Origin of the sequence: Acinetobacter sp. KB005 (assembly GCF_049949095.1) — a bacterium.
Taxonomy (GTDB): Bacteria; Pseudomonadota; Gammaproteobacteria; order Pseudomonadales; family Moraxellaceae; genus Acinetobacter; species Acinetobacter calcoaceticus.
In genome coordinates, this window is the sequence record NZ_CP188191.1 from 1416981 (window position 1) to 1439234 (window position 22254).

The window sequence follows — 22254 nt, forward strand, 5'->3', positions numbered from 1 at the left end:
AAATGCAGACCAACTATGGCTTTGTTATCCCAGTTTATAACCATCCCCATTATTTAGCTGACTTGATTGCCTATCTTGATCGTTTTCATTTGCCGATTGTATTGGTAAATGATGGAAGTGATGATGCTTGTAGCCAGGTTTTACGGGCATTAGCTAATCAATATTCACAAATTCATTTAATTGAACATGAAGTGAATAAGGGCAAAGGGCAAGCTGTGATTACAGGATTGCGTGCTGCACATGAGTTGGGTTTAAGCCATGCTTTGCAACTCGATTCCGATGGGCAACACCACTGGGATGACATTCCTAAATTTATTGAGCAGTCCCAGCAACATCCCAAAGCCATGGTAATTGGTCAGCCGTACTTTGATGAATCTATTCCTAAAAAACGGTTGTATGGTCGTTACATTACCCATTTTTGGGTTTGGCTTAATAGTTTGTCTTTTGAAATTAAAGACAGTATGTGTGGGTTTCGCGTGTATCCGCTCGAGAGCACTATTAAAGTTTTGAACAGCGCTAAGTTTCAGCCACGTATGGGCTTTGATAGCGAAATTTTGGTGCGTTTAAAATGGGAAAATACCTCATTTATTAATGTGCCGACACCTGTTGTTTATCCAGAGCAGGGCATCTCCCATTTTCATGCTTGGCGAGATAACTTGGGGCTGAGTAAAGCACACGCAACTTTGTTTATGGGCATGCTGATTCGCTTACCGAAGCTGTTAAAACAGAGGCTGCAAGGTTAATTATGACAGATTCAGCTTCACCAAAATGGAATGACATTAAAGAGCGAGGAGGCATGTTGCCTCTCATGCTCATGTTGTGGTTTTACCGTTTTGGTGGACGTTGGTTATGCAAGTTGGTGATGTATTTTGTCATTATGTGGTATTGGCTGTTTGCCGCCACAGCACGACAAGCTTCCTTAATTTATTTACAAAAACTGCATCATTTTGCTGGAACACAGTCTCCATTTAGTCACCAACCAACTTGGGCAAATAGCTATGCGCATTTTATGCAATTTGGTGAATGTATTTTAGATAAGATCGAGGGCTGGCTAGGTCATATCTCAGAGCAAAATCTAGAAGTTTTTGGGCATGAAAACTTTTCTCGGCACTACCAAAAAGGGGCACTGATAGTGGTTTCCCATTTTGGCAATATTGAATTGCTTCGGGCAATTAAGTCAGAACATCCCCAGAAAATTAACGTGCTGGTTTATCAAAAACATGCGACCAAATTTAATGAGTTTTTGAAAAAGCTAAATGATAAGGCTGATGTTTGCTTATTGCCTGTCGATGAATTGGGCATTGAAACCGCTATGATTTTACAAGACAAAATGCAACAGGGTGAGTGGGTAATTGTTGCTGCGGATCGTGTACCTGTGCAGTCAGATCGTGTACAGCATGTCGACTTTTTAGGGGAATCAGCAGCCTTTCCACAAGGCGCATGGATCTTGGCAAATTTACTGAAAGTACCTGTTATTGCAGTGTTTTGCTACCGGGTGCAGCAACAGTTCCAAGTTCATATTCATTCAATTGCCGAGCAGGTAAATTTACCCCGCGCTAACCGTATTGAAAGTATGCAAACCATAACTAAAACGTATGTTGCCGTATTAGAACAGCATTGTGTACGTGCCCCTTATCAATGGTTTAATTTTTATAATTTTTGGACGAAATAACATGCGTGTTTTAACCGTAGGTGAACAGCCACTGAGTATTGAAGATGTCGTTTCGGTCGCAAGAGGCGAATGTCTGGTTGCGTTACCTGAGTCATCTTCATGGCGTGACCTAATTCAAAAAGGTGCTGATTTTCTTGATCAGTTACTTGAAGAAGAAGGTGTCATTTACGGCGTGACTACGGGTTATGGTGACTCATGTTTAGTTGAAGTGCCATTACATCAGGTCAATGAGTTACCGCTACATCTTTCACGTTTTCATGGTTGTGGTTTAGGTGAAAACTTAGATGTGATCACTGCACGTGCAGTAGTGGTGACGCGTTTATGTTCGTTGGCTCGTGGTTATTCAGGTGTGTCTTTGGCATTGCTTGAACGATTGGTTTGGTTGCTGAATGAAAATGTGATTCCAGTCATTCCATCTGAAGGTTCGGTGGGGGCAAGCGGTGATTTAACGCCGTTGTCATACATTGCTGGAACGTTAATCGGGGAGCGTGATGTCTATATTGATGGACAAATTACCCCTGTTGCTCAGGTGTATGCTGAAAAAGGCTTGCAACCATTAACGCTCAGACCTAAAGAAGGTTTGGCGCTTATGAACGGCACTGCCGTGATGACGGCAATTGCTTGTTTAAACTATAAAAAAGCAGAGCAGATTGCACTCGCAAGTACTTTGATTACAGCTCTAAATGTGCTGGCCTTGGAAGGTAATCCTAGTCATTTTGATGAAGTACTGTTTGCTCAGAAACCCCATCCTGGGCAGCAACAGATTGCCAAACAATTACGTGATTGGCTTAACAGCGAAGTACAAACAGCACATCAAAGCCCGCGCCTACAAGATCGTTATTCGTTGCGCTGTGCACCGCATATTATTGGTGTGTTTGAAGATTCAAAAGTATGGTTACGTCAGTTTATTGAAAATGAACTGAATTCCAGCAATGACAATCCCTTGATTGATCCGATAGGGATGCGTGTGTTGCATGGCGGTCATTTTTACGGCGGGCACATTGCACAAGCAATGGATAGCTTAAAAATTATGATTGCCAATATTGCTGACTTGATGGATAGACAGATTGCACAATTGGTCGATCATAAAATGAATCATGGTTTACCACGTAATTTAACTGGCGCAACGGCTGAACGTTTACCACTGAATCATGGTTTTAAAGCGGTGCAAATCGGGGTGTCAGCGTGGACAGCTGAAGCCTTAAAAAACACTTTGGCAGCGTCGATTTTTTCACGTTCAACCGAATGTCATAACCAAGACAAAGTCAGTATGGGAACCATTGCTGCACGTGATGCAAGTCGGGTGATCACCTTAACCCAACAAGTGGTTGCAGCCCTCTGCTGCGCTAGTGTGCAGGCGATTCATCTGAAAGGTTTAACAGCACAGTTAAGCCCAACATTGCAGGCATTTATGCAATGGACCTTACAAAGCTTTGCATTTGTCGAAGAAGACCGACCATTACAAACCGAATTACAACAGATTGTTGATCGTTTAGACCAACTTGAATTGTTTAATCAACCAGAATTTATGGGATAAGGTGAGCCAATGCATGCAGATGTAATCATTGAAATTCCATTTCATGATGTCGATACCATGAATGTGGTTTGGCATGGACACTATTTAAAATACTTTGAGATTGCGCGCTGTAAATTGCTCGATCAATTTCATTACAACTATATGCAGATGAAAGAATCAGGCTATGCATGGCCTGTGATTGAAAGCCATGTTCGCTATGCATACGGTATTGAGTTTGAACAAAAGATTCGGGTTCGCGCCATTTTAAAAGAATGGGAAAACCGTTTGAAAATTGATTATTTGATTTTTGATGCTGAGTCTGGGAAACGCTTAACCAAAGGTTATACCACACAGGTGGCGGTGAATATTGAAGCCCGTGAAATGTGTTTTCAGTCGCCTCAGGTTTTGTTTGATCGTTTAAATGCATGGTCTGAGTTTCAACCGAAGAGGAATGCGTGATGTCTCAATTCATCAAAACTTTAGGTTTAGGTACTGCTATCTGGATGGGTAGTTTAAGTGCGGTCTATGCAGCACCGGCACAGATCACTCAAATTTTTCAGCAATTGTCGCAGTCTCCTACGGTTCGTGCTGATTTCGAACAGCAAAAAAAACTGCCATCATTGAATAAAACCTTTGTGTCGAACGGCTCGTTATTATTTGCTAAATCTTATGGTGTGGCATGGCAAATCAAACGCCCAGTACAAGCAGATTTGATCGTTACCCCAACGAAGCTAGTGCAAAAAACGCAGCGTACATTTAGCCAAATTCAGGTGGATCAATCACCTTATAGCTCTGTAGCAACTTTATTTTTGCAGTTAATGTCAGGTAATGAACAAGCCTTGGCAAAGAATTTTAATGTAGTAAGTGCGAACTATAGTCCAGCGGGTTGGAGCATGAGCTTAACTCCAAAAAGTAGCCTGTTTAAAAAGCTGTTTGTGCGTGTTGATGCGCAAGGGCAACAGTACGTTAACCAAATTGTGATTACCGAAAAAGCCAATAATTTGACTACCATTCGTTTTAGTCACCAGACTTCTCAACCGACGACTCTAACGGCTGCTGAGCATGCGCTTTTCCAACTGGCAAAATAAGTTCACCGCGCTTTGGTTAATTTCTCTGCTACTGATCGCGGTGGGGCTTGGCGTGACGTGGCTGAATAAAGATATTCATATTCAAACTAATATTTTTGCGTTATTGCCTAAAGTTCAGCAAGACCCAGAACTTGCACGTACTCAGCAGTACATGAATGAGCAACTCAACAATAAAGTATTTGTGGTGGTAGATGCCAAAGATGAAGCTGCGATACAAAAAGCGACTCATTTCTTAACGACGCAGGCCAAGCAAAGTCAGTTATGGCAGCCACTCAAACCACAGCTTGATTTTGATCAATTTGCAAAACAGTTGTATCAACATCGAACAGGGTTGTTGAATACGCAAGATCAAGCCTTATTACAAAAGCTGGATTACGAGGCACTGACGGAACAAAGTCTGATGCAGATGATGAGTCCCGGCATGCCTGTCACTGCTGAGTCACTTAAGCAAGACCCATTATTATTGTTCCCTCGTTATGCCATGCAGTTGGCGAATCCGTCACAACAAGATATTGAAATGGAGCAGGGCTTTGCCACGATTCATCATGAGCAAGGTATCTCTCGGCTTTTCGTATTACAGTTAACCCAAAGCCCATACAATATTGATTATCAAGAACAGGTATCGAACTGGATTGAGCAAACTAAGCAAAATTTAGCGACAATGGGATTAAATTCTCATTGGACTGGAACTATTTTATTTTCAAATTTTGGGACGCAATCAGCTAAACAGGAAATCTCAACCATTGGTGTCGGTTCGACACTGGGCTTAATTTTTCTGGTTTGGTTTGGCTTTCGTTCATTGCGACCTTTGGCGACCGAGTTTATTGCAGTTTCGACCGGAAGCTTTGTTGCATTTGCAGTCACGCATTGGATGTTTGGTGAAATTCACCTCATGACATTGGTGTTTGGTGCGAGTCTTATTGGTGTTTGTGTCGATTTTTCATTTTATTTTATGGCGATGCAATCACAGCATAGACAGCTTGGCGGTTTTCAAATTTTAAAACCACTATTGCCAAGCTTGTTTATGGGCTTAATGACCACATTGGTTGCTTACATCTTTTTGAGTTTTACTCCATTTCCTGGGTTCAAGCAGATTGCAGTCTTTTCAATTGTGGGACTGACTGCGGCTTGGATTAGTAGTGTGCTTTTATTGCCAAGACTGCCCGCACTCAATGCTCAGCCAGCCATACGAGCATTGTCGTGGATTGGACAAGCACGCTTATGGTTTCAACAACGAGCTAAAATACGTTATGGATTGATTGCAGCCATTATAGCAGTGGGTACGGTGAGTCTTTTCTATCTTAAAAGTAACGATGACATCCGTAACTTACAAGGGATGGATGTGAGTCTGAAACAGCAAGACCAAGCTGTTCGTGAGCAATTTGGCCAGCAACAAAGCAGTGATTATTTTGTAGTACGAGCAGCCTCTGCAAATGAAATGCAGCAACAAGAGCAGCAACTGATTGGGCAATTACAACAGTTGCAGTCACAAGGGAAAATCAGTGCATTTCAAGCTCTGGGACAGTGGATTCCACCATTGGCAGAGCAGCAAAACAATGTACAACTATTAAGAAATATTCCAAAAGCGACTTTGCAGCAATATGCCCAAAGCATGCGGTTAAATGTCACTGACGTTTTACAGTGGCAACAGCAACTGGCTACACAACCGCTATTAGATTTTTCTGTATTTAAAGATCATCCTTTAGCTTTTTTACAGCCTCAAGCCAATGAACGATTAGTGATGGTAACAGGGGTGAAACAGCCTGAAGTGTTAAAGCAGCTTCAGAATGATCACATACATTTCCAGCAACCCATTACTGCAATGTCGCAAATGTTTGCTGAACATCGAGTGCAGGCTCAGCATCTTCTGATTTATGCCTTAATTGGTCTGGCGGTTGGTTTGGCGCTTATTTATGGACTAAGTTCGATTGTGCCTTTGGTCCTGCCAGTAAGTTTGGCATTACTGAGCACTTTTGCTGTTCAGGCATGGTTAGGTGTCGAGATTAACCTGTTTAGTATTATGGCAACTTTCCTGATTATCGGGATTGGAGTCGACTATGCAATTTTTTACCGACATGGACATGATCACCCGCAAGTGGTTGGAATGGCGTTATTTTTATGTATGATGTCCACCTTACTTGGCTTTGGATTACTTTCATTTAGCCATACTTACGCAATTCATTGTTTTGGTTTAACGGTTTTATTCGGGGTTATTTTCTCGTTTATCTATGCGACTTTATTAACTCCCGCAGATGAAAAACATATCGTGAATTTACAAGACCATTCATAATTTGAATAAATTAAAAAGGAAGTTGTGCTATGAGCACTATAGAAAAAATTGACGTCGTAATTATTGGGGCTGGACCATCAGGTAGTTCTGCTGCGGCACTTCTTCGAAAAAAGGGTTATACCGTTACGGTCATTGAAAAACAGCATTTCCCACGTTTTTCGATTGGTGAGTCATTGTTACCGCAATCTATGGCATTTTTAGAAGAGGCTGGTTTATTAGAAACGGTCCGTGAGCATGTTGATCAATACGCTTTTCAATTTAAAAATGGCGCGGCTTTTTTACGCGGTAAACAACGTAGCTTTTATGACTTTACAGAAAAATTTACGGATGGGCCGGGGACTACTTGGCAAGTTCGCCGTGCAGATTTTGACAACTTACTCGCAAAGCAGGCACAAGTTTATGGTGCTGACATACGCTTTGGACATGAGGTTTTAGATGTTGATGTTGCATCTGAACAACCTGTACTTACTATATTAAATGAAGAACAACAGCGTTATCAGATTCAAACTAAATTCTTGTTAGATGCGAGTGGTTTTGGGCGGATTTTACCAAAGCTTTTAGATTTAGAGAGCCCATCAAATTTTCCAGTACGACGTGCGCTGTTTACCCATATTGAAGACGGAATTACAGACGACCCTGAGTTTGACCGCAATAAAATTTTAATTACTGTGCACGAAAAAGATCATCGCGCATGGTATTGGCTTATTCCATTTGCAGATGGTCGTGCTTCTTTTGGTGTGGTTGCAGAACAAGATTTTTTTGACAAATACACGGTCGAAAATGCTGAAGATAATGAACCTGAGGCAATGTTTAAGCGCATTTTAGCCGATGAGCCAAGCTTGTCACATGTATTGCACCGTGCAAGATTTGATACACCAGTACGCACCTTGGTGGGTTACTCAGCGAATGTAAAACACTTGGCAGGCCACAACTATGCGCTATTGGGTAATGCCGGTGAGTTTCTCGATCCCGTCTTTTCATCGGGTGTGACGATCGCTTTAAAATCTTCCAGCTTGGCTGTACCTTTGGTTGAGCGTGTCTTGCAAGGTGAGCAGGTAGACTGGTTGCAAGAATATGAAAAACCATTACGCCGTGGTATTCAGGTATTTCGTGCCTATGTTGAGTCATGGTATGAAGGTGAGTTTCAAGATGTAGTGTTCTCACAAAATCAGAATGAAGGCATTCGCCGTATGATTTCTTCATTACTGGCTGGTTATGCGTGGGATGAAAAAAATCCAATCCATAAAAATGCCAAACGTAGACTTACTACTTTGGCAGAATATTGTCGTGAGGGCTTGGCACAAGAACAGGCACTTGAGGGCTAATCATGCAACGCAAATGGGCAACGATATTACTCAGTAGCTTTATATTTTTAAATGGTTGTCAGGTCATGCCACATGCCAAAGGGCTGCAAAGCCCACTATGGCAGGCGCAAGCTTATCAACGACAAGATCAGGTTGAAGTTCAGTGGAAGCAGCAAAGTTTTAGCTTCTTGTTATACCAACAGCAAAAGGGTGCTGTACTGGATATGGTGGCTTTGAGCCTGACAGGCCAACAATTATTTAAGTTACAGTTTGATGGACATCGTATTCATGTTGAACAACGTATTGATCAAATGCGTTTATTGCCTTTTGAGTTTGTGGTACGTGACCTTTTGTTTGCGACATACCCTCAATTTTCACATTTAGGACAGCAAGCTGTAGAGATGAAACAACAAGCAGGCATGCAAGTTGTTTATATTGAAAAGCAGCCTGTGTTGCAGCTTAAACAGGGGCAAGGAAGCATTGAATTGATTAATGAACAAGTCCCTTATACCATGACGCTGAGTTCGATTGAAAATACGTTGCAAACAGAAGAAAGTCCTACACCATGAAACATTTACCTTCAGAAAATGCAGCCACAATGGCAGTAGGCATACAATTAAGTGTCGGTTTATCTGCATTAGGTTGCGAACTTAATCAAATCAAACAGGCATTACAACAACCACAGCAAACCTTAAGTTTGCGAGATGATTTAATTGCTGATCGTAATGTTTGGGTGGGGCAATATACACATCCATTGTGCTCGAATGTACCAGACACCTTACAGTCTGTAGATTCACGTAATCTACGTTTTGCATTAACTGCATTATCTGAAATCGAAGCAGCGTTAAGAGACTATACGGCATCCTTTGAAAATAAACGTTTGGCAATTGTGGTGGGCACATCCACTTCAGGTATTGCAGATAATGAATTATTACTTAAGCAATATTTTCAAGGGAAAACCGAACTTTCAATATCTCACTATCCTCAGGAAATGGGCTGTTTAGCAAAAGCATTGCAGCAGTACTTAGGATGGGAAGGGCCTGCATATACTATTTCGACCGCTTGCTCTTCAAGCGCGAAAGCATTAGCTGCGGGACAGCGTTTACTTCATGCAGATTTAGCCGATGTTGTACTGGTGGGGGGCGTTGATACCTTGTGTCAGTTGACACTAAATGGATTTAATAGCCTAGAAAGTTTATCTGAAAAGACTTGCCAACCCTGCGGTGTGAAACGTGATGGCATTAATATTGGTGAAGCTGCTGCATTTTTTGTATTAAGTAAAGCCACTGCTCCTGTGATGTTAATGGGTGCTGGTGAATCAATGGATGCATGGCATATTTCGGCTCCACATCCAGAAGGCAAAGGTGCAGCATTAGCCATGCAACGCGCATTAGATATGGCTCATATTTCAGCTCAAGAAGTTGGTTATATCAACTTGCACGGCACAGCAACTCCACAAAATGATGCGATGGAAATTAAGGCTGTACGACAAGTTTTTGGTGATTATCAAGTTGCTTTAAGTAGTACCAAACACAAAACTGGACATTGTCTTGGTGCAGCAGGTGCTATAGAAGCTTTTATTTGTGAACAGATTCTAAAAGATCAAAGTTGGTTGCCATTGCATCAAAATGTTGAGATTGATCCGGATTTGGCTGACCAAAACTATGTACGAGATGCCGAGCTAAAACAGCCCATTCGCTATGTGATGAGTAATTCTTTCGCTTTTGGGGGAAGTAATATTAGTCTTGTTTTTGGAGTGAAGCCCTGATGAAACTTGATGCAATTCAATATATTCCTCATGAGCAGCCTATGGTTTTTATTGACCATTTAACTGATGTTGCAGAAGGGCGGGCACAAGCCGAACTCACGATTACACCCGAGCTCATGTTTTGTGAAGCAGAAGGCTTGCCGACATGGGCAAGTATTGAAATTATGGCACAAACGATTAGTGCTTACTCAGGCTGGCAAGGTCAGCAGTCAAAACAAGCGCCAAAAGTCGGTTTTTTATTGGGAACACGTAAATTAAATTTACCGATCCCTTATTTCGCTTTAGGTTCACGATTGATCATTCAAATAGAACAACAATATTTTCATGAAGGACTTGGGCAATTTTCCTGTGAAATCCAATATGCTGAACACTGCATTCAGGCAACGTTAAGTGTATTTGAGCCAACAGAAACACCATTTGAATAACCACAAAGAATTAGGAATACATTGTGACAAGACGAATTTTAGTAACGGGTTCAAGTCGAGGAATTGGGAAAGCGATTGCATTACAACTTGCAAAGGCGGGTTTTGATGTAACTGTGCATGCACGTTCGCGTCAGGCAGATGCAGAGCAAGTCGTACAAGAGATTCAAGCGCTAGGACAAAATAGCCATTATTTAATGTTTGATGTAACTGAACGCCAAACCGTTCAACAGATTTTAGAACAAGATGTAGAGCAACACGGTGGATTCTATGGTGTTGTATTGAATGCTGGTCTTACCCATGATGGTGCTTTCCCAGCTTTAACAGATCAAGACTGGGATGAAGTTATTTCGACTTCCTTAGATGGTTTTTATAACGTATTAAAACCATTAGTTATGCCAATGATCCATTTGCGTAAAGGCGGTCGTATCGTCACGTTATCTTCGGTTTCTGGCATTATGGGTAACCGGGGGCAGGTTAACTACAGTGCTGCAAAAGCAGGGTTGATTGGTGCGACCAAGGCCTTGGCACTCGAATTGGCCAAGCGAAAAATTACCGTGAACTGTGTAGCACCCGGCCTGATTGAGACGGAAATGGTTACCGATGAAGTCAAAGAGCATGCACTTAAAATGATTCCGTTACAACGCATGGGACAAGTCGATGAAGTTGCTAGCGTGGTGAAATTCTTGTGTTCAGATGAAGCTTCTTACGTAACTCGACAGGTTATCTCTGTGAATGGGGGACTCATCTGATGAAACGCGTTGTCGTGACGGGAATGGCTGGAATTACCTCTTTAGGTGAAACCTCTGATGAGATTTTTGCCCAATTTGAAGCCGCCAAAAGTGGTATTCGTTACATGCCGGAATGGGAACAGTATGTTGACCTTCGGACCAAGCTTGCTGGACCTATTGAAACTTTTAATGTTCCAAAACATTTTAATCGTAAAGTCACCCGTGGTATGGGCCGTGTTGCGCTCATGTCTGTGGTTTGTGCCGAAACTGCTTTGCAAAATGCTGGCTTGCTTGGACACGAAATTTTGTCTAGTGGCGAAGCGGGTGTTGCATTTGGTTCTTCTGCGGGTAGTGTAGAGGCCGTGGGTGAGTTTGCTAGCATGTTGCTTCATCAGAGCATGAGTAAGATCAATGCAACAACCTATATCCGCATGATGGCTCATACAAGTGCGGTGAACATGACCGTATATTTTGGTCTAAAAGGCTTAACTTTACCGACCTCAAGTGCGTGTACTTCTGGTTCTATGGCCATTGGTCAGGCCTATGAAGCGATTAAATATGGTAAACAACAGGTCATGATTGCTGGTGGTGCAGAAGAACTCAGTGCAGCAGGAGCTGCGGTTTTTGATGTATTGTTCGCGACTAGTGGAATGAATGACCAACCAGAAAAAACACCACGACCATTTGATGCTAAGCGAGATGGATTGGTGATTGGTGAAGGGGCTGGCTGTTTAATTTTAGAAGAATACGAACATGCCAAAGCTCGAGGTGCCCATATCTATGCAGAAGTGATTGGCTACGGTAGCAATACTGATGGTCAACATGTAACTCGCCCCGAGTCAGAAATGATGGGTCGCTGTATGCAATTGGCACTTAAAGATGCATCTGTAGAAGCTAAAGACATTGCTTATGTAAATGCGCATGGCACCTCAACTGATCAGGGTGATGTGGCTGAAAGTCAGGCGACAGCAGCAGTTTTGGGACGTAAGCCTATCAGCTCTTTAAAAAGCTATTTTGGACATACGCTGGGGGCGTGTGGAGCTATTGAAGCTTGGCTGAGCATTGAAATGATGAATCGTAGTCGCTTTATTCCAACTTTAAATCTAGATGAAGTCGATCCACTATGCGGCGATCTGGATTATATCGTTCAGCAGCCAAGAACTCTGGATGCTGACATTATTATGAGCAATAACTTTGCTTTTGGCGGAATTAATACTTCGCTTATTTTTAAACGTGTTAAACAATAAGGAACACAACAATGTTAAATAAAAAACTTTTATTTGTAGCAATGCTAAGTGCGGGTTTTACTGCCACTGTTCAGGCTGGAGATGAAGTACATCAGTTAAATTTTAAAGAAGCTGTAGACCGTGCAGTTGCAGATGGCACTTTAGATGGTTCAGTAAAGTTTTATTTAAAGGGTACAAAGTCTGGTGGTAAAGTCATTCAAAAAGATGCGGTGACCAATAAAAAAACCAATGGTTTTGGTAAGTCAGCAGCAACGTCTTGTGACTGGGTTTTACGTTCAGCACTCATCCAAATGCAAAACAATGCTAAAGCACAAGGTGCAAACGCGGTTACCAATATTGTGAGCTATTTTAAAGCCAATGAAACCACAAGTACGACAACTTACGATTGCTATAAAGGTGCCATGATGGCGGGGGTTACCTTAAAAGGCGACGTGGTTAAATTCTAATTAATTTTAAATAAGGTCGGGATAATGTCTAAGCGTAATATTGAAGTCTACACACAGACATTGTCCCAGCTTCTTTTAAAATCTAAACAAGATTTCCCTGACTTTCGTACATTTAATCACTATAAAAAACAGCAAATACATAATATTAGAAACGAGCTGATAGCACAGAAATTGCAAATTACAATAACGGATTTAGAGTTTGCAAAGCATGAGCATGGCAAGCCATATTTATTGAATCACGATTTAGATTTCAATCACTCTCATAGCCAACAGTATTATGCTTTAGCGATGAGCCCGCATGTTAAAGATATCGGTGTAGATGTTGAAGAACTAGACCGTAAAGTTCGTTTGGAAGCTTTAGCCCAGCATGCATTTCATCCTGATGAATATGAAACGTGGCTAAGCTTGGATCAAGACAGAGAATACTGGTTTAAAGTCTGGACGACTAAAGAGGCTGTTCTAAAAGCCTCGGGCCTCGGCATACGGCTAGATTTAAATACTTTAAATACCCAAGCACATCCTACAGACAATGGCGGAATATGTTCTCATCCACTTATTGGGACATTTGCTTATCAAAATTTCGTTCTGGGCAATATGATGTTAACAGTGGCATGGCGCTCAGAATTATCTTGCCGTGGTTTTCAGTTTCCTACAATTCAGCTTCATTCACTTGATACTTAATAAGCGAATAGCAGACATAAAAAAACCGCGAATTACGCGGTTTTTTAGTTTAGAACAAGCTAAAAAATTAAGCTTGACCTTCAACAGCTTGAGCACGTTGCATATTTGCTTCGAACTCTGCATCAAAGTTGATTGGTGTAAGAAGTAACTGTGGGAAGCTACCTTTAGTCACTAAATCATTTACCGCTTCACGTAAGAACGGGAATAAAATATTTGGGCAATAAGCGCCTAAAATATACGGTAAGCGATCTTCTTCGATGTTATCAATCAAGAAAATACCTGATTGAGTGATATCTACAATGAACGCTGTTTCGTTGTCGTTATCGGCTTGTACCACAACTTTTAAAGAAACTTCAAAATGAGTTGGATCAATTTTTTCTGCAGCAGAAGAAAGATTGATATTGAGTTCAGGTTGCCATTGTTTAGTAAAAACCTGCGCCCCAGGAACCTCAAAAGAAATATCTTTTGTATAAATACGCTCTAAAGCTAATTGTGGTTGAACTTGTTGTTCTTCGCTCATTGTTTTTTCCTTAATATGGATGCGATGTTAAGCCAATAATTCGTCGAGTTTACCTTCACGCTCTAAAGCATAAAGTTGGTCAAAACCGCCAATAAACTGATCGTTAATAAAAATTTGTGGGACAGTACGATGATTCGTGCGTTGCATTAATTCAACACGTACTTCCGGTGCTTCAACGGAAAGATTTACTTCTTTGTAAGCAATACCTTTACGCTCAAGTAACTGTTTAGCTCGAACGCAATACGGGCATACAGAAGTTGAGTAAACAATGACATTTGCAGTCATAATAATTCTCCTTAAGCTTTTGGTTTGCTTTTTACAAGAGGTAAGCCTTGTGCTTTCCAGTTACTAATACCACCATCAAGACGATAGCTGTCATGGTGAGCAACTTTTTGCAAAGCACTACCAGCAACTTGCCCGAGGTTGCAAATAAATACCAATGGGCGCTCACTTGCTTTTAATTCATCAGCATGACTTGCAATTTGGCTGAAAGGAATATTGCGGCTGCCACTAATATGACCTTCACGGAAGTCTTTACTATCGCGCAAGTCGATCAGTATGGCATTTTTCGCTTTCACTAAAATACCAAGCGACTGTGGTGAAATTTTACGACCGTTACGTTGACCTTCAAAAATGAAGAACAACACGACCAAGACTCCGAGCGTACCAAACAAAATGGGGTGATTCCCCATAAACTCTAACCAGCGTTCCACAAGTCACCTAAAAAAAATTAAAAACAAAATTGACCTAGAGTATAGCGTATATAGATGGTGATCAAAATCACCACTTCAAGTGCAAAGCGGACAGAAAATTAGTTTTTTTGCTGTGCTTCTTGAATCTCATCATTTAAACGCAAAAAGCTATCTAGGCGCCGTGGTAAAATTTCACCAGATTCTACAGCGTGTTTTAGCCCACAGTTCTTTTCATGAGTATGGGTGCAATTACGGAATTGGCAAGAACCCAAATGTGCTTCAATTTCTGGAAAGCCCATACGAATTTTTTCTAAATCAAGATGCCAAAGCCCAAATTCACGAATTCCCGGTGAGTCGATTAATGCGCCATTTTTACCGAAATTCATTAAACGTGTAGAGGTTGTTGTGTGCTGACCAAGTGCAGAGTTTTCAGAAATAATATTTGTTTTTTGCTCTGCATCTGGAATTAATACATTAATTAAAGAACTTTTCCCTACACCCGATTGACCAACGAAAGCTACCGTTTCACCATCTAAACGTTCAGATAAAGCAGAGATATCTCCCTTTTTAGACTGACAAATCATCACCTCATAACCCAAAGTTTTATATTCTTCTAATAGCGTGAGAATTGGGTCATTTTCAGTGAGTAAATCTGATTTATTTAAGACTAAAAGTGCAGGAATGTTAGCGTCTGCGCAAGCCACTAAATAACGGTCGATTAATGTCGGAGCTGGCTCAGGAAGGGGAGAAAATACAATTACAATCAAACTGATATTTGCTGCAACTGGTTTAACCTTGTGATAACGGTCTGGACGGGTAAGTAACGAGTTGCGTGGATGAATGGCAGTAATAATGCCTAAACCCGTGTTTGGGTCTGCTTGCCATTTAACCCGGTCACCAGTCACAAGTAACTCAAGGTTAGTTCGAGTGTGACAGCGCCATACGCTTTTGAGTTCGATAGGTTTCCAGAATGGTTCTGGCTCTCCTTCGGCAACTTGAGGTTTTTCTGGGTGATGCTCAGGTACAGAGAGTGCCTGTACTTCGAGTTGGCGGCCATAATGTTGTACAACGAGTCCGTCCAGATCTTGTGAAGTATCGGCCTCTTCTTGGCGAGTTTTGTGCTGTTTTTCAATACGACGTTGCTGCTGTTCAGTTAAACGACGCTTACGAATTAAAGCCATTCATATCCCAAAAAAACCACTGTTTGAAGATGGCAAAAATAGCATGAAGCGGCTATAGAATTACAGCGCAGATGCAAGAAATTTGCTACTATTGATGTTTTTACGGCATTTTAGAACGTACATACATGAGCAGTACTTTAAATACACGATTAATTTGGATTGATCTGGAAATGACCGGTTTAGATACCGATAATGACCAAATTATTGAAATCGCAACAATTATTACAGATGATAATTTAAATGTACTTGCCGAAGGTCCGGTCTTGGCTGTCCATCAACCTGATCGTATTTTAAATGCAATGGATGAGTGGAATACCCGCCAACATGGACAATCTGGGTTAGTTGAACGAGTTCGTCGTAGCAAATTGACAGCTCGTGATGCTGAGCTACAGACTTTAGAATTCCTAAAAAAATGGGTCAATCCAAAAGTTTCACCGATGTGCGGTAACTCGATTTGTCAGGATCGTCGCTTCTTACATCGCCTTATGCCTGAGCTTGAGCAATATTTCCATTATCGTAATCTTGATGTGTCTACCGTAAAAGAGCTTTCAAAACGCTGGCGCCCTGAAATCATGAGCGGTCTGAAAAAGAATGCATCACATTTGGCAATGGATGATATTCGTGACTCGATTTCCGAGTTGAAATATTACCGTGAATACTTCTTTATTATGAATACTGATGGTAAAGATTGATTACGTTGTATACGTAATATGAAAGGGGGCTACTGCCCTTTTTTTTATTGCTTAAAGGACATTGTTACAATAATGCCGAGAGCCTGATTTGGCTTTCATATTCATTTTGCTTAAAATGATGTTTTAAATTTTTATTATAAAAAGAGAGCATTTATGCAAAGTAATAACCCGATACTGACACGTGTTGAAACGGTCAGTGACTATAGTCAACCAATGACTGTGCAAGGTGCGATTCAAAAATCTGTTATGTTGACGGTCATTGCAGCGGCTGTGGGCATTGCTTTATTTTTCTACGCAGCTTTTACTGCAAATGTTGGTATTGCCTATGCGGGTGCTATTGTTGGTGCAATTGGTGGCCTGGTTTTAGCTTTGATTGCCACATTTAAACCGACGACTGCACCAACCTTAGCAATTCCATATGCTTTATTTGAAGGTGCATTTTTAGGTGGTATTTCTTTTACTTTTCAAATGAAGTACCCAGGTGTGCCTTTACAAGCATTACTTGCCACGTTCGTGACAACATTGGTGATGTTTGGCTTATATAAATTTCAGATTGTACGTGCAACTGAAAAATTCAAGTCAGTCGTGATTTCTGCATCTTTGGCGATTTTTCTTGTGTTTATCGTGCAGATGATCATGCGCTTAGCCTTTGGTTCAAGCATTCCTTATATTTTTGAAAGTAACTGGTTAGGCATTGGCTTTGCTGCATTTATTGCTGTGATTGCGTCACTTAACCTGATTTTAGATTTCGATTTAATTGAAACCAACGCAGCTTATCGTGCTCCAAAATTTATGGAGTGGTTATGTGGAATTGCATTACTCTCAACTTTAGTTTGGATGTATATCTCTTTTTTACGTTTGATTGGTTTGTTATCTGACGACTAAAATTATATTCATTTAGAAGTCGCTCCTTATGAGGGGCGATTTTTTTTCGTGCGATTTTTGAAAAAAGATGCATTATGCAATTTCGAAAACCGTTGAATATTGGCATTATGCTTTAAATTGTTTTGAGTGAGATCGGCATGACACAAGGACTTTTAGCAGGTAAACGCTTTTTGATTGCAGGCGTTGCTAGTAAATTATCAATTGCTTTTGGTATTGCCCAAGCATTACACCGTGAAGGTGCAGAGCTTGCGTTTACTTATCCCAACGAAAAATTAAAAAAACGTGTGGATGAATTTGCTGAGCAATTCGGTTCTAAGCTTGTGTTCCCATGTGATGTTGCAGTTGATAGCGAAATTGACAATGCATTTGCAGAACTTGCAAAACATTGGGACGGTCTAGATGGCGTAGTTCACTCTATCGGCTTTGCTCCTGCACATACACTTGATGGTGATTTTACTGACGTGACTGACCGTGACGGTTTTAAAGTTGCTCATGACATCAGTGCATACAGCTTTATTGCGATGGCACGTGCTGCAAAACCATTATTACAAGCTCGCCAAGGTTGTTTATTGACTTTGACTTACCAAGGCTCTGAGCGCGTTATGCCTAACTATAACGTTATGGGTATGGCAAAAGCTTCTTTAGAAGCGGGTGTTCGCTACTTGGCATCAAGCTTAGGTGTTGACGGTATTCGTGTAAACGCGATTTCTGCGGGTCCAATTCGTACATTGGCTGCTTCTGGTATTAAATCTTTCCGTAAAATGTTAGATGCCAATGAAAAAATTGCACCGTTAAAACGTAATGTGACGATTGAAGAAGTGGGTAATGCAGCATTGTTCCTTTGCTCGCCGTGGGCTTCAGGTATTACTGGTGAAATTCTATATGTTGATGGTGGTTTTAATACTGTAGGTATGAGCCAAAGCATGATGGATGATGAATAATTAGATTTATCTAATCTATATAACAAAGCCGCTTTTATAGCGGCTTTGTTTTGACAACTAGTTTCACTTTTGGTGTCATTTCAAAATTAATATAAATATATCGCTATAGTCTAATTACTCATTTTGGGAATATGGTCCTTCAATAGACCATTCATGATTTTTGTAATATTCAAACCAGTCATCAAACATTGGATTCTCTACTGTCTAGGTTAATAGACCAGTTTATAATTTAATAAATACTTAAAAATCCAATTTGTTAAACTGTACTTTGATAATTTTATATCGTCGCGCAGAGCTTACGTGGCAAAAGTACATAGTTAAGCAATTTATACTATTTGTTCTCTTATATATTCTTTTGCTTGGTTTAATATATCTTCACCCATTGTTTTGGAAATTAAGTCATCAAGTTCACCTGCTATAAATTGTTCGAAAGAAACAGACTTTGAACCACTCGAATGAGCAAAACGCCCACATGTACAAATGACATTTTTTTCCTTGTGAATTATCAATTCATATAGCTCATCTCCAATGTTATCTAAAGTCCACTTTTTGATAATTCCATTTACCCAAGGTTCGTGCATTTAACTACTCTCTTTTGATATATCGTTGTGATAATAAAATATAATTAATTGGATTTTCTATCTTATTTTTATCGACATATAAAAACAATATTTTCGTCAAGATGCACAATAATCAAGAGTTATCAGCCCATCGAAAATGAGCTGATAACTCTAATTGAGTAAAACAATAGTATCTATAGTGCTTATTAGTTTGGCAGTTCTTTTACAGGTGAACCACCTAAAGCTTGCATGAGGGTGACATACGCGTTGTATTGGCTTTGTTTAGTTTCAACAAGGCTTAAGCGTGCAGTACGTGTCGTTTGCTGAGCATCAAGAAGTGTTTTTAATGCGACAGCACCATAACGATAACGGACTTCAGTTAAACGTTCAGTTTTTTCTGCAAGTTCAACATTACGCTCTTGTAACGCTACTTGTTTATCGAGTTCTGTACGACTTGATAAAGCATTTTCGACATCAGCAAAAGCTTGATAAAGCGTCTGGCGATATTGAATAATTGCTTTTTCATAATCCAGATTGCTAATCGCGATATCTTTTTTCATATCGTTATATTGCAAAAACGGTAAGCTTAGACTTGCACCTAAAGTTAGGGCAGGGTTACGTAACAGTTCTGTCAATGATGTACTTGTTGAACCCAAACTACTGGTTAAGCTAATCGATGGATAGTAGCTCGCCTTAGTAGCATCTTTAGTCGCGAGCGCCTTTTTCAAACGAAGCTCAGAGGCTTGTAAATCGGGACGGCGCGATAAAATATCAGCAGGTAAGCCTGCACCAATTGCTGGTAGTGCATTGCGTGGCAAACGTTTGGGCTCTTGAATGTTTAACTGTTGCAATGGTTCATGTAAGAGCACTGCAATGGCAGTACGCGTTTCAACCAGTTGTTGCTTGATCTGGCTTAGGCTCGCTTTTTGGCTTTGTAGAGATTGTTCTGCTTGAGTCAGATCTACACCTGAAACAGCACCAGCTTTATATTGAATTTGTACCAAGTCATAAAGCTTTTGTGATGTTGCGAGACTTTGCTGGGCAGTTGTGTAGCGCTCATTTAAATAACCGAGTTGCCAATACAATTTAGCCGTGGTTGCAATTAAACTTTGTCCAGTGGCTTGTAAGTCTTGTTCAGTCGCTAAAGCTTCCCATTTACTTGCTTCAGTTTGGCGTGCAAGCTTACCAAACAAATCAACCTCATAGCTTACGCCCGCACTCATTGATAGACCTTTAGCGCTGTCATCTCCTGAGTTCAAATCAAAAGAATGTCCCGTTGAAACACTAGAGCTAGTACGTAACCCTTGCTTATTTGCTGTTAGGTCAGCTTGTAAACGTGCTTGTTTTAAGGTAATCCCTGCGACAGCTAAGTCACTGTTACGTTCTAATACATTGCTTACGAGCTGATTAAGCTGTGCATCACCAAAAAGTGTCCACCAACGGTCAGAATATTGATCGGCAGACATGGTTTTTGCTTTTGTGGCGTCATACTGAAAACTACCCGGAACTTGTACCGCAGGTGTTTCATAAGGTGTTTTTACTACAGCAGCACATCCAACAAGAGAGCTTGTGAGGAGAAGTGCTGTGCTGAGTTTAGTCATAGAGAAAGACATGCAATTTTCCTTATTCTCGTGATAGTGCTGCAACTGGGTCGAGTTTTGCCGCATTCTTGGCTGGTAAGAAACCAAAAACGACACCAATCAGTGTTGAACACACAAATGCTGCAATAATAGAAGTGCTTGAATAAGCCACGCTAAAGTTACCGCCAGCAAATTTATTAATGAGTTGTCCAAGGCCAAGTGACAGTAAGACACCAAGTACACCACCAATTAAACAGACTAAAATTGCTTCAATAAGAAATTGCTGCAAAATATCACTTTGACGTGCGCCTACAGCCATACGTACACCAATTTCCTGAGTACGTTCAGTCACAGAAACCAGCATAATATTCATAACCCCGATACCACCAACGACCAATGAAATTACAGCAATTGCTGAAACCAGAAGGGTCATCGTGCTGGTTGTTTTTTCAATGGTTTGACGGATACTGTCACTGTTCATAGTGAAAATATCTTGTGCACCATGGCGCTGGGTTAATAAGTTTACAATCGCATTTTCTGCGGCTGTAGTTGAATATTTGTCATTAATACGAACCACGATATTGCGGACATTAGACTGACCTAGCATACGGCTCATTACGGTTGTATAAGGCATATAGACATTTAACGTGTCATCTGAGCCCATGCCGCTTGTTTGCGGTTCTACAACCCCGATAATGCGCGCTGGTACGCTACCGAGCAGTACGACTTGGCCAATTGGATTGCTACCATCGCCGAAGAATTGTTTTTGTGTATTGGTATCAATCACTACATCTTGTGAACGATCACGTACACTACGTTGGTCAAAAGTTTGTCCATCTTTAAAGACTAAACCTTTTACATCGAAATAATCGTTACTCACACCATTAATGGTCGCGTTTGCTTCATTCTGCTGGTAACGCATGGTTTTTGATGTACTGACGATTGGGCTGACTGCACTGACATAAGGTTGAGTCATTAACGCATCGGCATCGGCAGGAACCAAGGTCTTAAAGCTTGCAGTTTTGGAGTTGTCACCAAAACCACGGCCCTGAAACACCGTAATCGTATTTGTTCCTAGACTACTAATATTGCTTAAAATCTGTTGTTGAGAACCTTTACCTAGAGCGACCACGGTAACAACAGAGGCAATACCAATAATGATCCCAAGCATGGTTAAAAAAGTACGCATGCGATGGGCATTCATAGACAGTAAAGCCATTTGAAAAGCTTCAGACAAACGATCTAAAGTTGAACGCCATGCGGAAATACTTTTGCCTTTCTTCTGTTTACCTTGTAAAGCAGGAGCAGCATCAGGATCAGACTTGATTGGTTCGGCTGCTTGATCTGGAACATTAGGACGGTCACTAATAATTTCTCCGTCACTAATCTCGATAATACGAGTCGCATTTTTTGCAACTTGCATATCGTGTGTCACCAGAATAATAGTGTGACCAGCAGCATTGAGTTCACGCAAAATACGCATAACTTCAACACCACTATGAGAGTCGAGCGCTCCTGTTGGTTCATCCGCAAGGATGACATCTCCACCATTCATGAGGGCACGGGCAATAGAAACACGTTGCTGCTGACCACCAGAAAGCTGACTTGGTCTATTAAGTGTTTTAGTGCCTAATCCTAATTCGGTAAGTAGAGCTGTTGCGCGTTGTTTACGCTCAGAAGGCGTAACACCTGCATAAACTGCTGGAACCTCAACGTTGCCTTCAGCCGATAAGTCACCCAGTAAATGGTAGCGCTGGAAAATAAAACCAAAATATTCACGACGTAGTCGAGCGAGCTGATCTGGCTCTAACTTACCAGTCTCTTGCCCACTAACTTTGTAACTACCACTGGTAGGGCGGTCTAAGCAGCCCAAAATGTTCATGAGCGTTGACTTACCCGAACCAGACTGGCCGACAATGGCAACCAGTTCGCCTTCATAAATGGTAAGGTCAATCCCTTTTAAAATTTGTATTGTGCTTTCGCCAGCAGGGAATTCCCGGACCAGATTGCTGACTTCAAGCAAAGCTTGTTTTGTCAT

The 22254-nt window shown here is 41.0% G+C and carries 24 protein-coding genes; 17 read left to right on the forward strand and 7 right to left on the reverse strand.

The annotated features are described in order from the left end of the window. Positions 1-2 precede the first annotated feature (2 nt). From ACPF64_RS06925 to ACPF64_RS06990, 14 genes are read left to right on the forward strand one after another with little or no spacing between them, the layout of a single operon-like run. Positions 3-743: a glycosyltransferase family 2 protein gene (locus ACPF64_RS06925; RefSeq protein WP_426455878.1), complete on the forward strand. Its 741-nt coding sequence runs from the start codon at positions 3-5 to the stop codon at positions 741-743. Positions 744-745: 2 nt separating this feature from the next. Further along, positions 746-1672, forward strand: coding sequence for an acyltransferase (locus ACPF64_RS06930; protein ID WP_426455879.1), 927 nt, complete (start codon positions 746-748; stop codon positions 1670-1672). Between the two features lies 1 nt (position 1673). Continuing rightward, positions 1674-3209, forward strand: a complete 1536-nt coding sequence (locus ACPF64_RS06935; RefSeq protein ID WP_426455880.1) for an HAL/PAL/TAL family ammonia-lyase — start codon at positions 1674-1676, stop codon at positions 3207-3209. A gap of 9 nt (positions 3210-3218) precedes the next feature. After that, positions 3219-3647 carry an acyl-CoA thioesterase gene (locus ACPF64_RS06940; protein WP_000542808.1) on the forward strand — a complete coding sequence of 143 codons (429 nt, stop codon included), beginning with the start codon at positions 3219-3221 and terminating at the stop codon, positions 3645-3647. Further along, complete coding sequence (locus ACPF64_RS06945; RefSeq protein ID WP_132070865.1) at positions 3647-4276, forward strand: LolA family protein; 630 nt, start codon at positions 3647-3649, stop codon at positions 4274-4276. Before ACPF64_RS06940 ends, ACPF64_RS06945 begins: the two co-directional genes overlap by 1 nt. Further along, positions 4251-6566: an MMPL family transporter gene (locus ACPF64_RS06950; RefSeq protein WP_426455881.1), complete on the forward strand. Its 2316-nt coding sequence runs from the start codon at positions 4251-4253 to the stop codon at positions 6564-6566. Before ACPF64_RS06945 ends, ACPF64_RS06950 begins: the two co-directional genes overlap by 26 nt. 29 nt (positions 6567-6595) lie before the next feature. Next, positions 6596-7891, forward strand: coding sequence for an NAD(P)/FAD-dependent oxidoreductase (locus ACPF64_RS06955; protein ID WP_426455882.1), 1296 nt, complete (start codon positions 6596-6598; stop codon positions 7889-7891). Positions 7892-7893: 2 nt separating this feature from the next. Continuing rightward, a complete protein-coding gene (locus tag ACPF64_RS06960) occupies positions 7894-8439 on the forward strand; it encodes a DUF3261 domain-containing protein (protein ID WP_426455883.1) in 546 nt (181 codons plus the stop codon). Continuing rightward, positions 8436-9638: a beta-ketoacyl-[acyl-carrier-protein] synthase family protein gene (locus ACPF64_RS06965; RefSeq protein WP_426455884.1), complete on the forward strand. Its 1203-nt coding sequence runs from the start codon at positions 8436-8438 to the stop codon at positions 9636-9638. The genes ACPF64_RS06960 and ACPF64_RS06965 overlap by 4 nt, the downstream gene beginning before the upstream one ends. After that, entirely contained in the window at positions 9638-10063 is a 426-nt protein-coding gene (locus ACPF64_RS06970) for a 3-hydroxylacyl-ACP dehydratase (protein ID WP_000762336.1), read from the forward strand. Before ACPF64_RS06965 ends, ACPF64_RS06970 begins: the two co-directional genes overlap by 1 nt. A gap of 23 nt (positions 10064-10086) precedes the next feature. Beyond that, positions 10087-10812 carry a 3-ketoacyl-ACP reductase FabG2 gene (locus ACPF64_RS06975; RefSeq protein WP_005044822.1) on the forward strand — a complete coding sequence of 242 codons (726 nt, stop codon included), beginning with the start codon at positions 10087-10089 and terminating at the stop codon, positions 10810-10812. Continuing rightward, on the forward strand, positions 10812-12038 hold the full coding sequence (locus ACPF64_RS06980) for a beta-ketoacyl-ACP synthase (RefSeq protein ID WP_426455885.1): 1227 nt from the start codon (positions 10812-10814) through the stop codon (positions 12036-12038). Before ACPF64_RS06975 ends, ACPF64_RS06980 begins: the two co-directional genes overlap by 1 nt. 11 nt (positions 12039-12049) lie before the next feature. After that, complete coding sequence (locus tag ACPF64_RS06985; protein ID WP_005036894.1) at positions 12050-12484, forward strand: hypothetical protein; 435 nt, start codon at positions 12050-12052, stop codon at positions 12482-12484. A gap of 24 nt (positions 12485-12508) precedes the next feature. Further along, complete coding sequence (locus tag ACPF64_RS06990; protein WP_426455886.1) at positions 12509-13165, forward strand: 4'-phosphopantetheinyl transferase family protein; 657 nt, start codon at positions 12509-12511, stop codon at positions 13163-13165. A gap of 67 nt (positions 13166-13232) precedes the next feature. Here ACPF64_RS06990 and secB read toward each other — a convergent pair whose 3' ends face one another. The 4 genes from secB to rsgA all read right to left on the reverse strand — a co-directional run bounded on the left by secB (position 13233) and on the right by rsgA (position 15558). Next, a complete protein-coding gene (gene secB / locus ACPF64_RS06995) occupies positions 13233-13685 on the reverse strand; it encodes a protein-export chaperone SecB (protein ID WP_003654925.1) in 453 nt (150 codons plus the stop codon). Positions 13686-13712: 27 nt separating this feature from the next. Beyond that, entirely contained in the window at positions 13713-13970 is a 258-nt protein-coding gene (grxC, locus tag ACPF64_RS07000) for a glutaredoxin 3 (protein WP_003654926.1), read from the reverse strand. Between the two features lie 11 nt (positions 13971-13981). After that, entirely contained in the window at positions 13982-14398 is a 417-nt protein-coding gene (locus ACPF64_RS07005) for a rhodanese-like domain-containing protein (RefSeq protein ID WP_003654928.1), read from the reverse strand. A 98-nt stretch (positions 14399-14496) separates the two neighbouring features. Next, positions 14497-15558 carry a small ribosomal subunit biogenesis GTPase RsgA gene (rsgA, locus tag ACPF64_RS07010; RefSeq protein WP_004641160.1) on the reverse strand — a complete coding sequence of 354 codons (1062 nt, stop codon included), beginning with the start codon at positions 15556-15558 and terminating at the stop codon, positions 14497-14499. Between the two features lie 125 nt (positions 15559-15683). On the opposite strand from rsgA, the gene orn reads away from it, so the two are divergent. From orn to ACPF64_RS07025, 3 genes are all read left to right on the forward strand, one after another. Beyond that, on the forward strand, positions 15684-16250 hold the full coding sequence (gene orn, locus ACPF64_RS07015) for an oligoribonuclease (RefSeq protein WP_003654932.1): 567 nt from the start codon (positions 15684-15686) through the stop codon (positions 16248-16250). A gap of 153 nt (positions 16251-16403) precedes the next feature. Further along, positions 16404-17135 carry a Bax inhibitor-1/YccA family protein gene (locus ACPF64_RS07020; protein ID WP_003654934.1) on the forward strand — a complete coding sequence of 244 codons (732 nt, stop codon included), beginning with the start codon at positions 16404-16406 and terminating at the stop codon, positions 17133-17135. Positions 17136-17272: 137 nt separating this feature from the next. Continuing rightward, positions 17273-18076, forward strand: a complete 804-nt coding sequence (locus ACPF64_RS07025) for an enoyl-ACP reductase FabI (protein ID WP_209831560.1) — start codon at positions 17273-17275, stop codon at positions 18074-18076. A 326-nt stretch (positions 18077-18402) separates the two neighbouring features. On the opposite strand, the gene ACPF64_RS07030 is transcribed toward ACPF64_RS07025, so the two are convergent. The 3 genes from ACPF64_RS07030 to ACPF64_RS07040 form a co-directional block, all read right to left on the reverse strand. Then, positions 18403-18657 carry a hypothetical protein gene (locus ACPF64_RS07030; RefSeq protein WP_004641165.1) on the reverse strand — a complete coding sequence of 85 codons (255 nt, stop codon included), beginning with the start codon at positions 18655-18657 and terminating at the stop codon, positions 18403-18405. A gap of 185 nt (positions 18658-18842) precedes the next feature. Further along, positions 18843-20237 (reverse strand): efflux transporter outer membrane subunit, encoded by a 1395-nt coding sequence (locus tag ACPF64_RS07035; RefSeq protein WP_426456113.1) that lies wholly within the window; start codon positions 20235-20237, stop codon positions 18843-18845. 22 nt (positions 20238-20259) lie between these two features. After that, positions 20260-22254, reverse strand: a complete 1995-nt coding sequence (locus ACPF64_RS07040; RefSeq protein ID WP_151743489.1) for a MacB family efflux pump subunit — start codon at positions 22252-22254, stop codon at positions 20260-20262.

Bases quoted from the DNA above. Each gene is read 5' to 3' on its own strand.
- ACPF64_RS06925 (WP_426455878.1), top strand. From the start codon at position 3: ATGCAGACCAACTATGGCTTTGTTATCCCAGTTTATAACCATCCCCAT.
- ACPF64_RS06930 (WP_426455879.1), top strand. From the start codon at position 746: ATGACAGATTCAGCTTCACCAAAATGGAATGACATTAAAGAGCGAGGA.
- ACPF64_RS06935 (WP_426455880.1), top strand. From the start codon at position 1,674: ATGCGTGTTTTAACCGTAGGTGAACAGCCACTGAGTATTGAAGATGTC.
- ACPF64_RS06940 (WP_000542808.1), top strand. From the start codon at position 3,219: ATGCATGCAGATGTAATCATTGAAATTCCATTTCATGATGTCGATACC.
- ACPF64_RS06945 (WP_132070865.1), top strand. From the start codon at position 3,647: ATGTCTCAATTCATCAAAACTTTAGGTTTAGGTACTGCTATCTGGATG.
- ACPF64_RS06950 (WP_426455881.1), top strand. From the start codon at position 4,251: ATGCGCTTTTCCAACTGGCAAAATAAGTTCACCGCGCTTTGGTTAATT.
- ACPF64_RS06955 (WP_426455882.1), top strand. From the start codon at position 6,596: ATGAGCACTATAGAAAAAATTGACGTCGTAATTATTGGGGCTGGACCA.
- ACPF64_RS06960 (WP_426455883.1), top strand. From the start codon at position 7,894: ATGCAACGCAAATGGGCAACGATATTACTCAGTAGCTTTATATTTTTA.
- ACPF64_RS06965 (WP_426455884.1), top strand. From the start codon at position 8,436: ATGAAACATTTACCTTCAGAAAATGCAGCCACAATGGCAGTAGGCATA.
- ACPF64_RS06970 (WP_000762336.1), top strand. From the start codon at position 9,638: ATGAAACTTGATGCAATTCAATATATTCCTCATGAGCAGCCTATGGTT.
- ACPF64_RS06980 (WP_426455885.1), top strand. From the start codon at position 10,812: ATGAAACGCGTTGTCGTGACGGGAATGGCTGGAATTACCTCTTTAGGT.
- ACPF64_RS06985 (WP_005036894.1), top strand. From the start codon at position 12,050: ATGTTAAATAAAAAACTTTTATTTGTAGCAATGCTAAGTGCGGGTTTT.
- ACPF64_RS06990 (WP_426455886.1), top strand. From the start codon at position 12,509: ATGTCTAAGCGTAATATTGAAGTCTACACACAGACATTGTCCCAGCTT.
- secB (WP_003654925.1), bottom strand. From the start codon at position 13,685: ATGAGCGAAGAACAACAAGTTCAACCACAATTAGCTTTAGAGCGTATT.
- grxC (WP_003654926.1), bottom strand. From the start codon at position 13,970: ATGACTGCAAATGTCATTGTTTACTCAACTTCTGTATGCCCGTATTGC.
- rsgA (WP_004641160.1), bottom strand. From the start codon at position 15,558: ATGGCTTTAATTCGTAAGCGTCGTTTAACTGAACAGCAGCAACGTCGT.
- orn (WP_003654932.1), top strand. From the start codon at position 15,684: ATGAGCAGTACTTTAAATACACGATTAATTTGGATTGATCTGGAAATG.
- ACPF64_RS07020 (WP_003654934.1), top strand. From the start codon at position 16,404: ATGCAAAGTAATAACCCGATACTGACACGTGTTGAAACGGTCAGTGAC.
- ACPF64_RS07025 (WP_209831560.1), top strand. From the start codon at position 17,273: ATGACACAAGGACTTTTAGCAGGTAAACGCTTTTTGATTGCAGGCGTT.
- ACPF64_RS07030 (WP_004641165.1), bottom strand. From the start codon at position 18,657: ATGCACGAACCTTGGGTAAATGGAATTATCAAAAAGTGGACTTTAGAT.
- ACPF64_RS07035 (WP_426456113.1), bottom strand. From the start codon at position 20,237: ATGACTAAACTCAGCACAGCACTTCTCCTCACAAGCTCTCTTGTTGGA.
- ACPF64_RS07040 (WP_151743489.1), bottom strand. From the start codon at position 22,254: ATGACAAAACAAGCTTTGCTTGAAGTCAGCAATCTGGTCCGGGAATTC.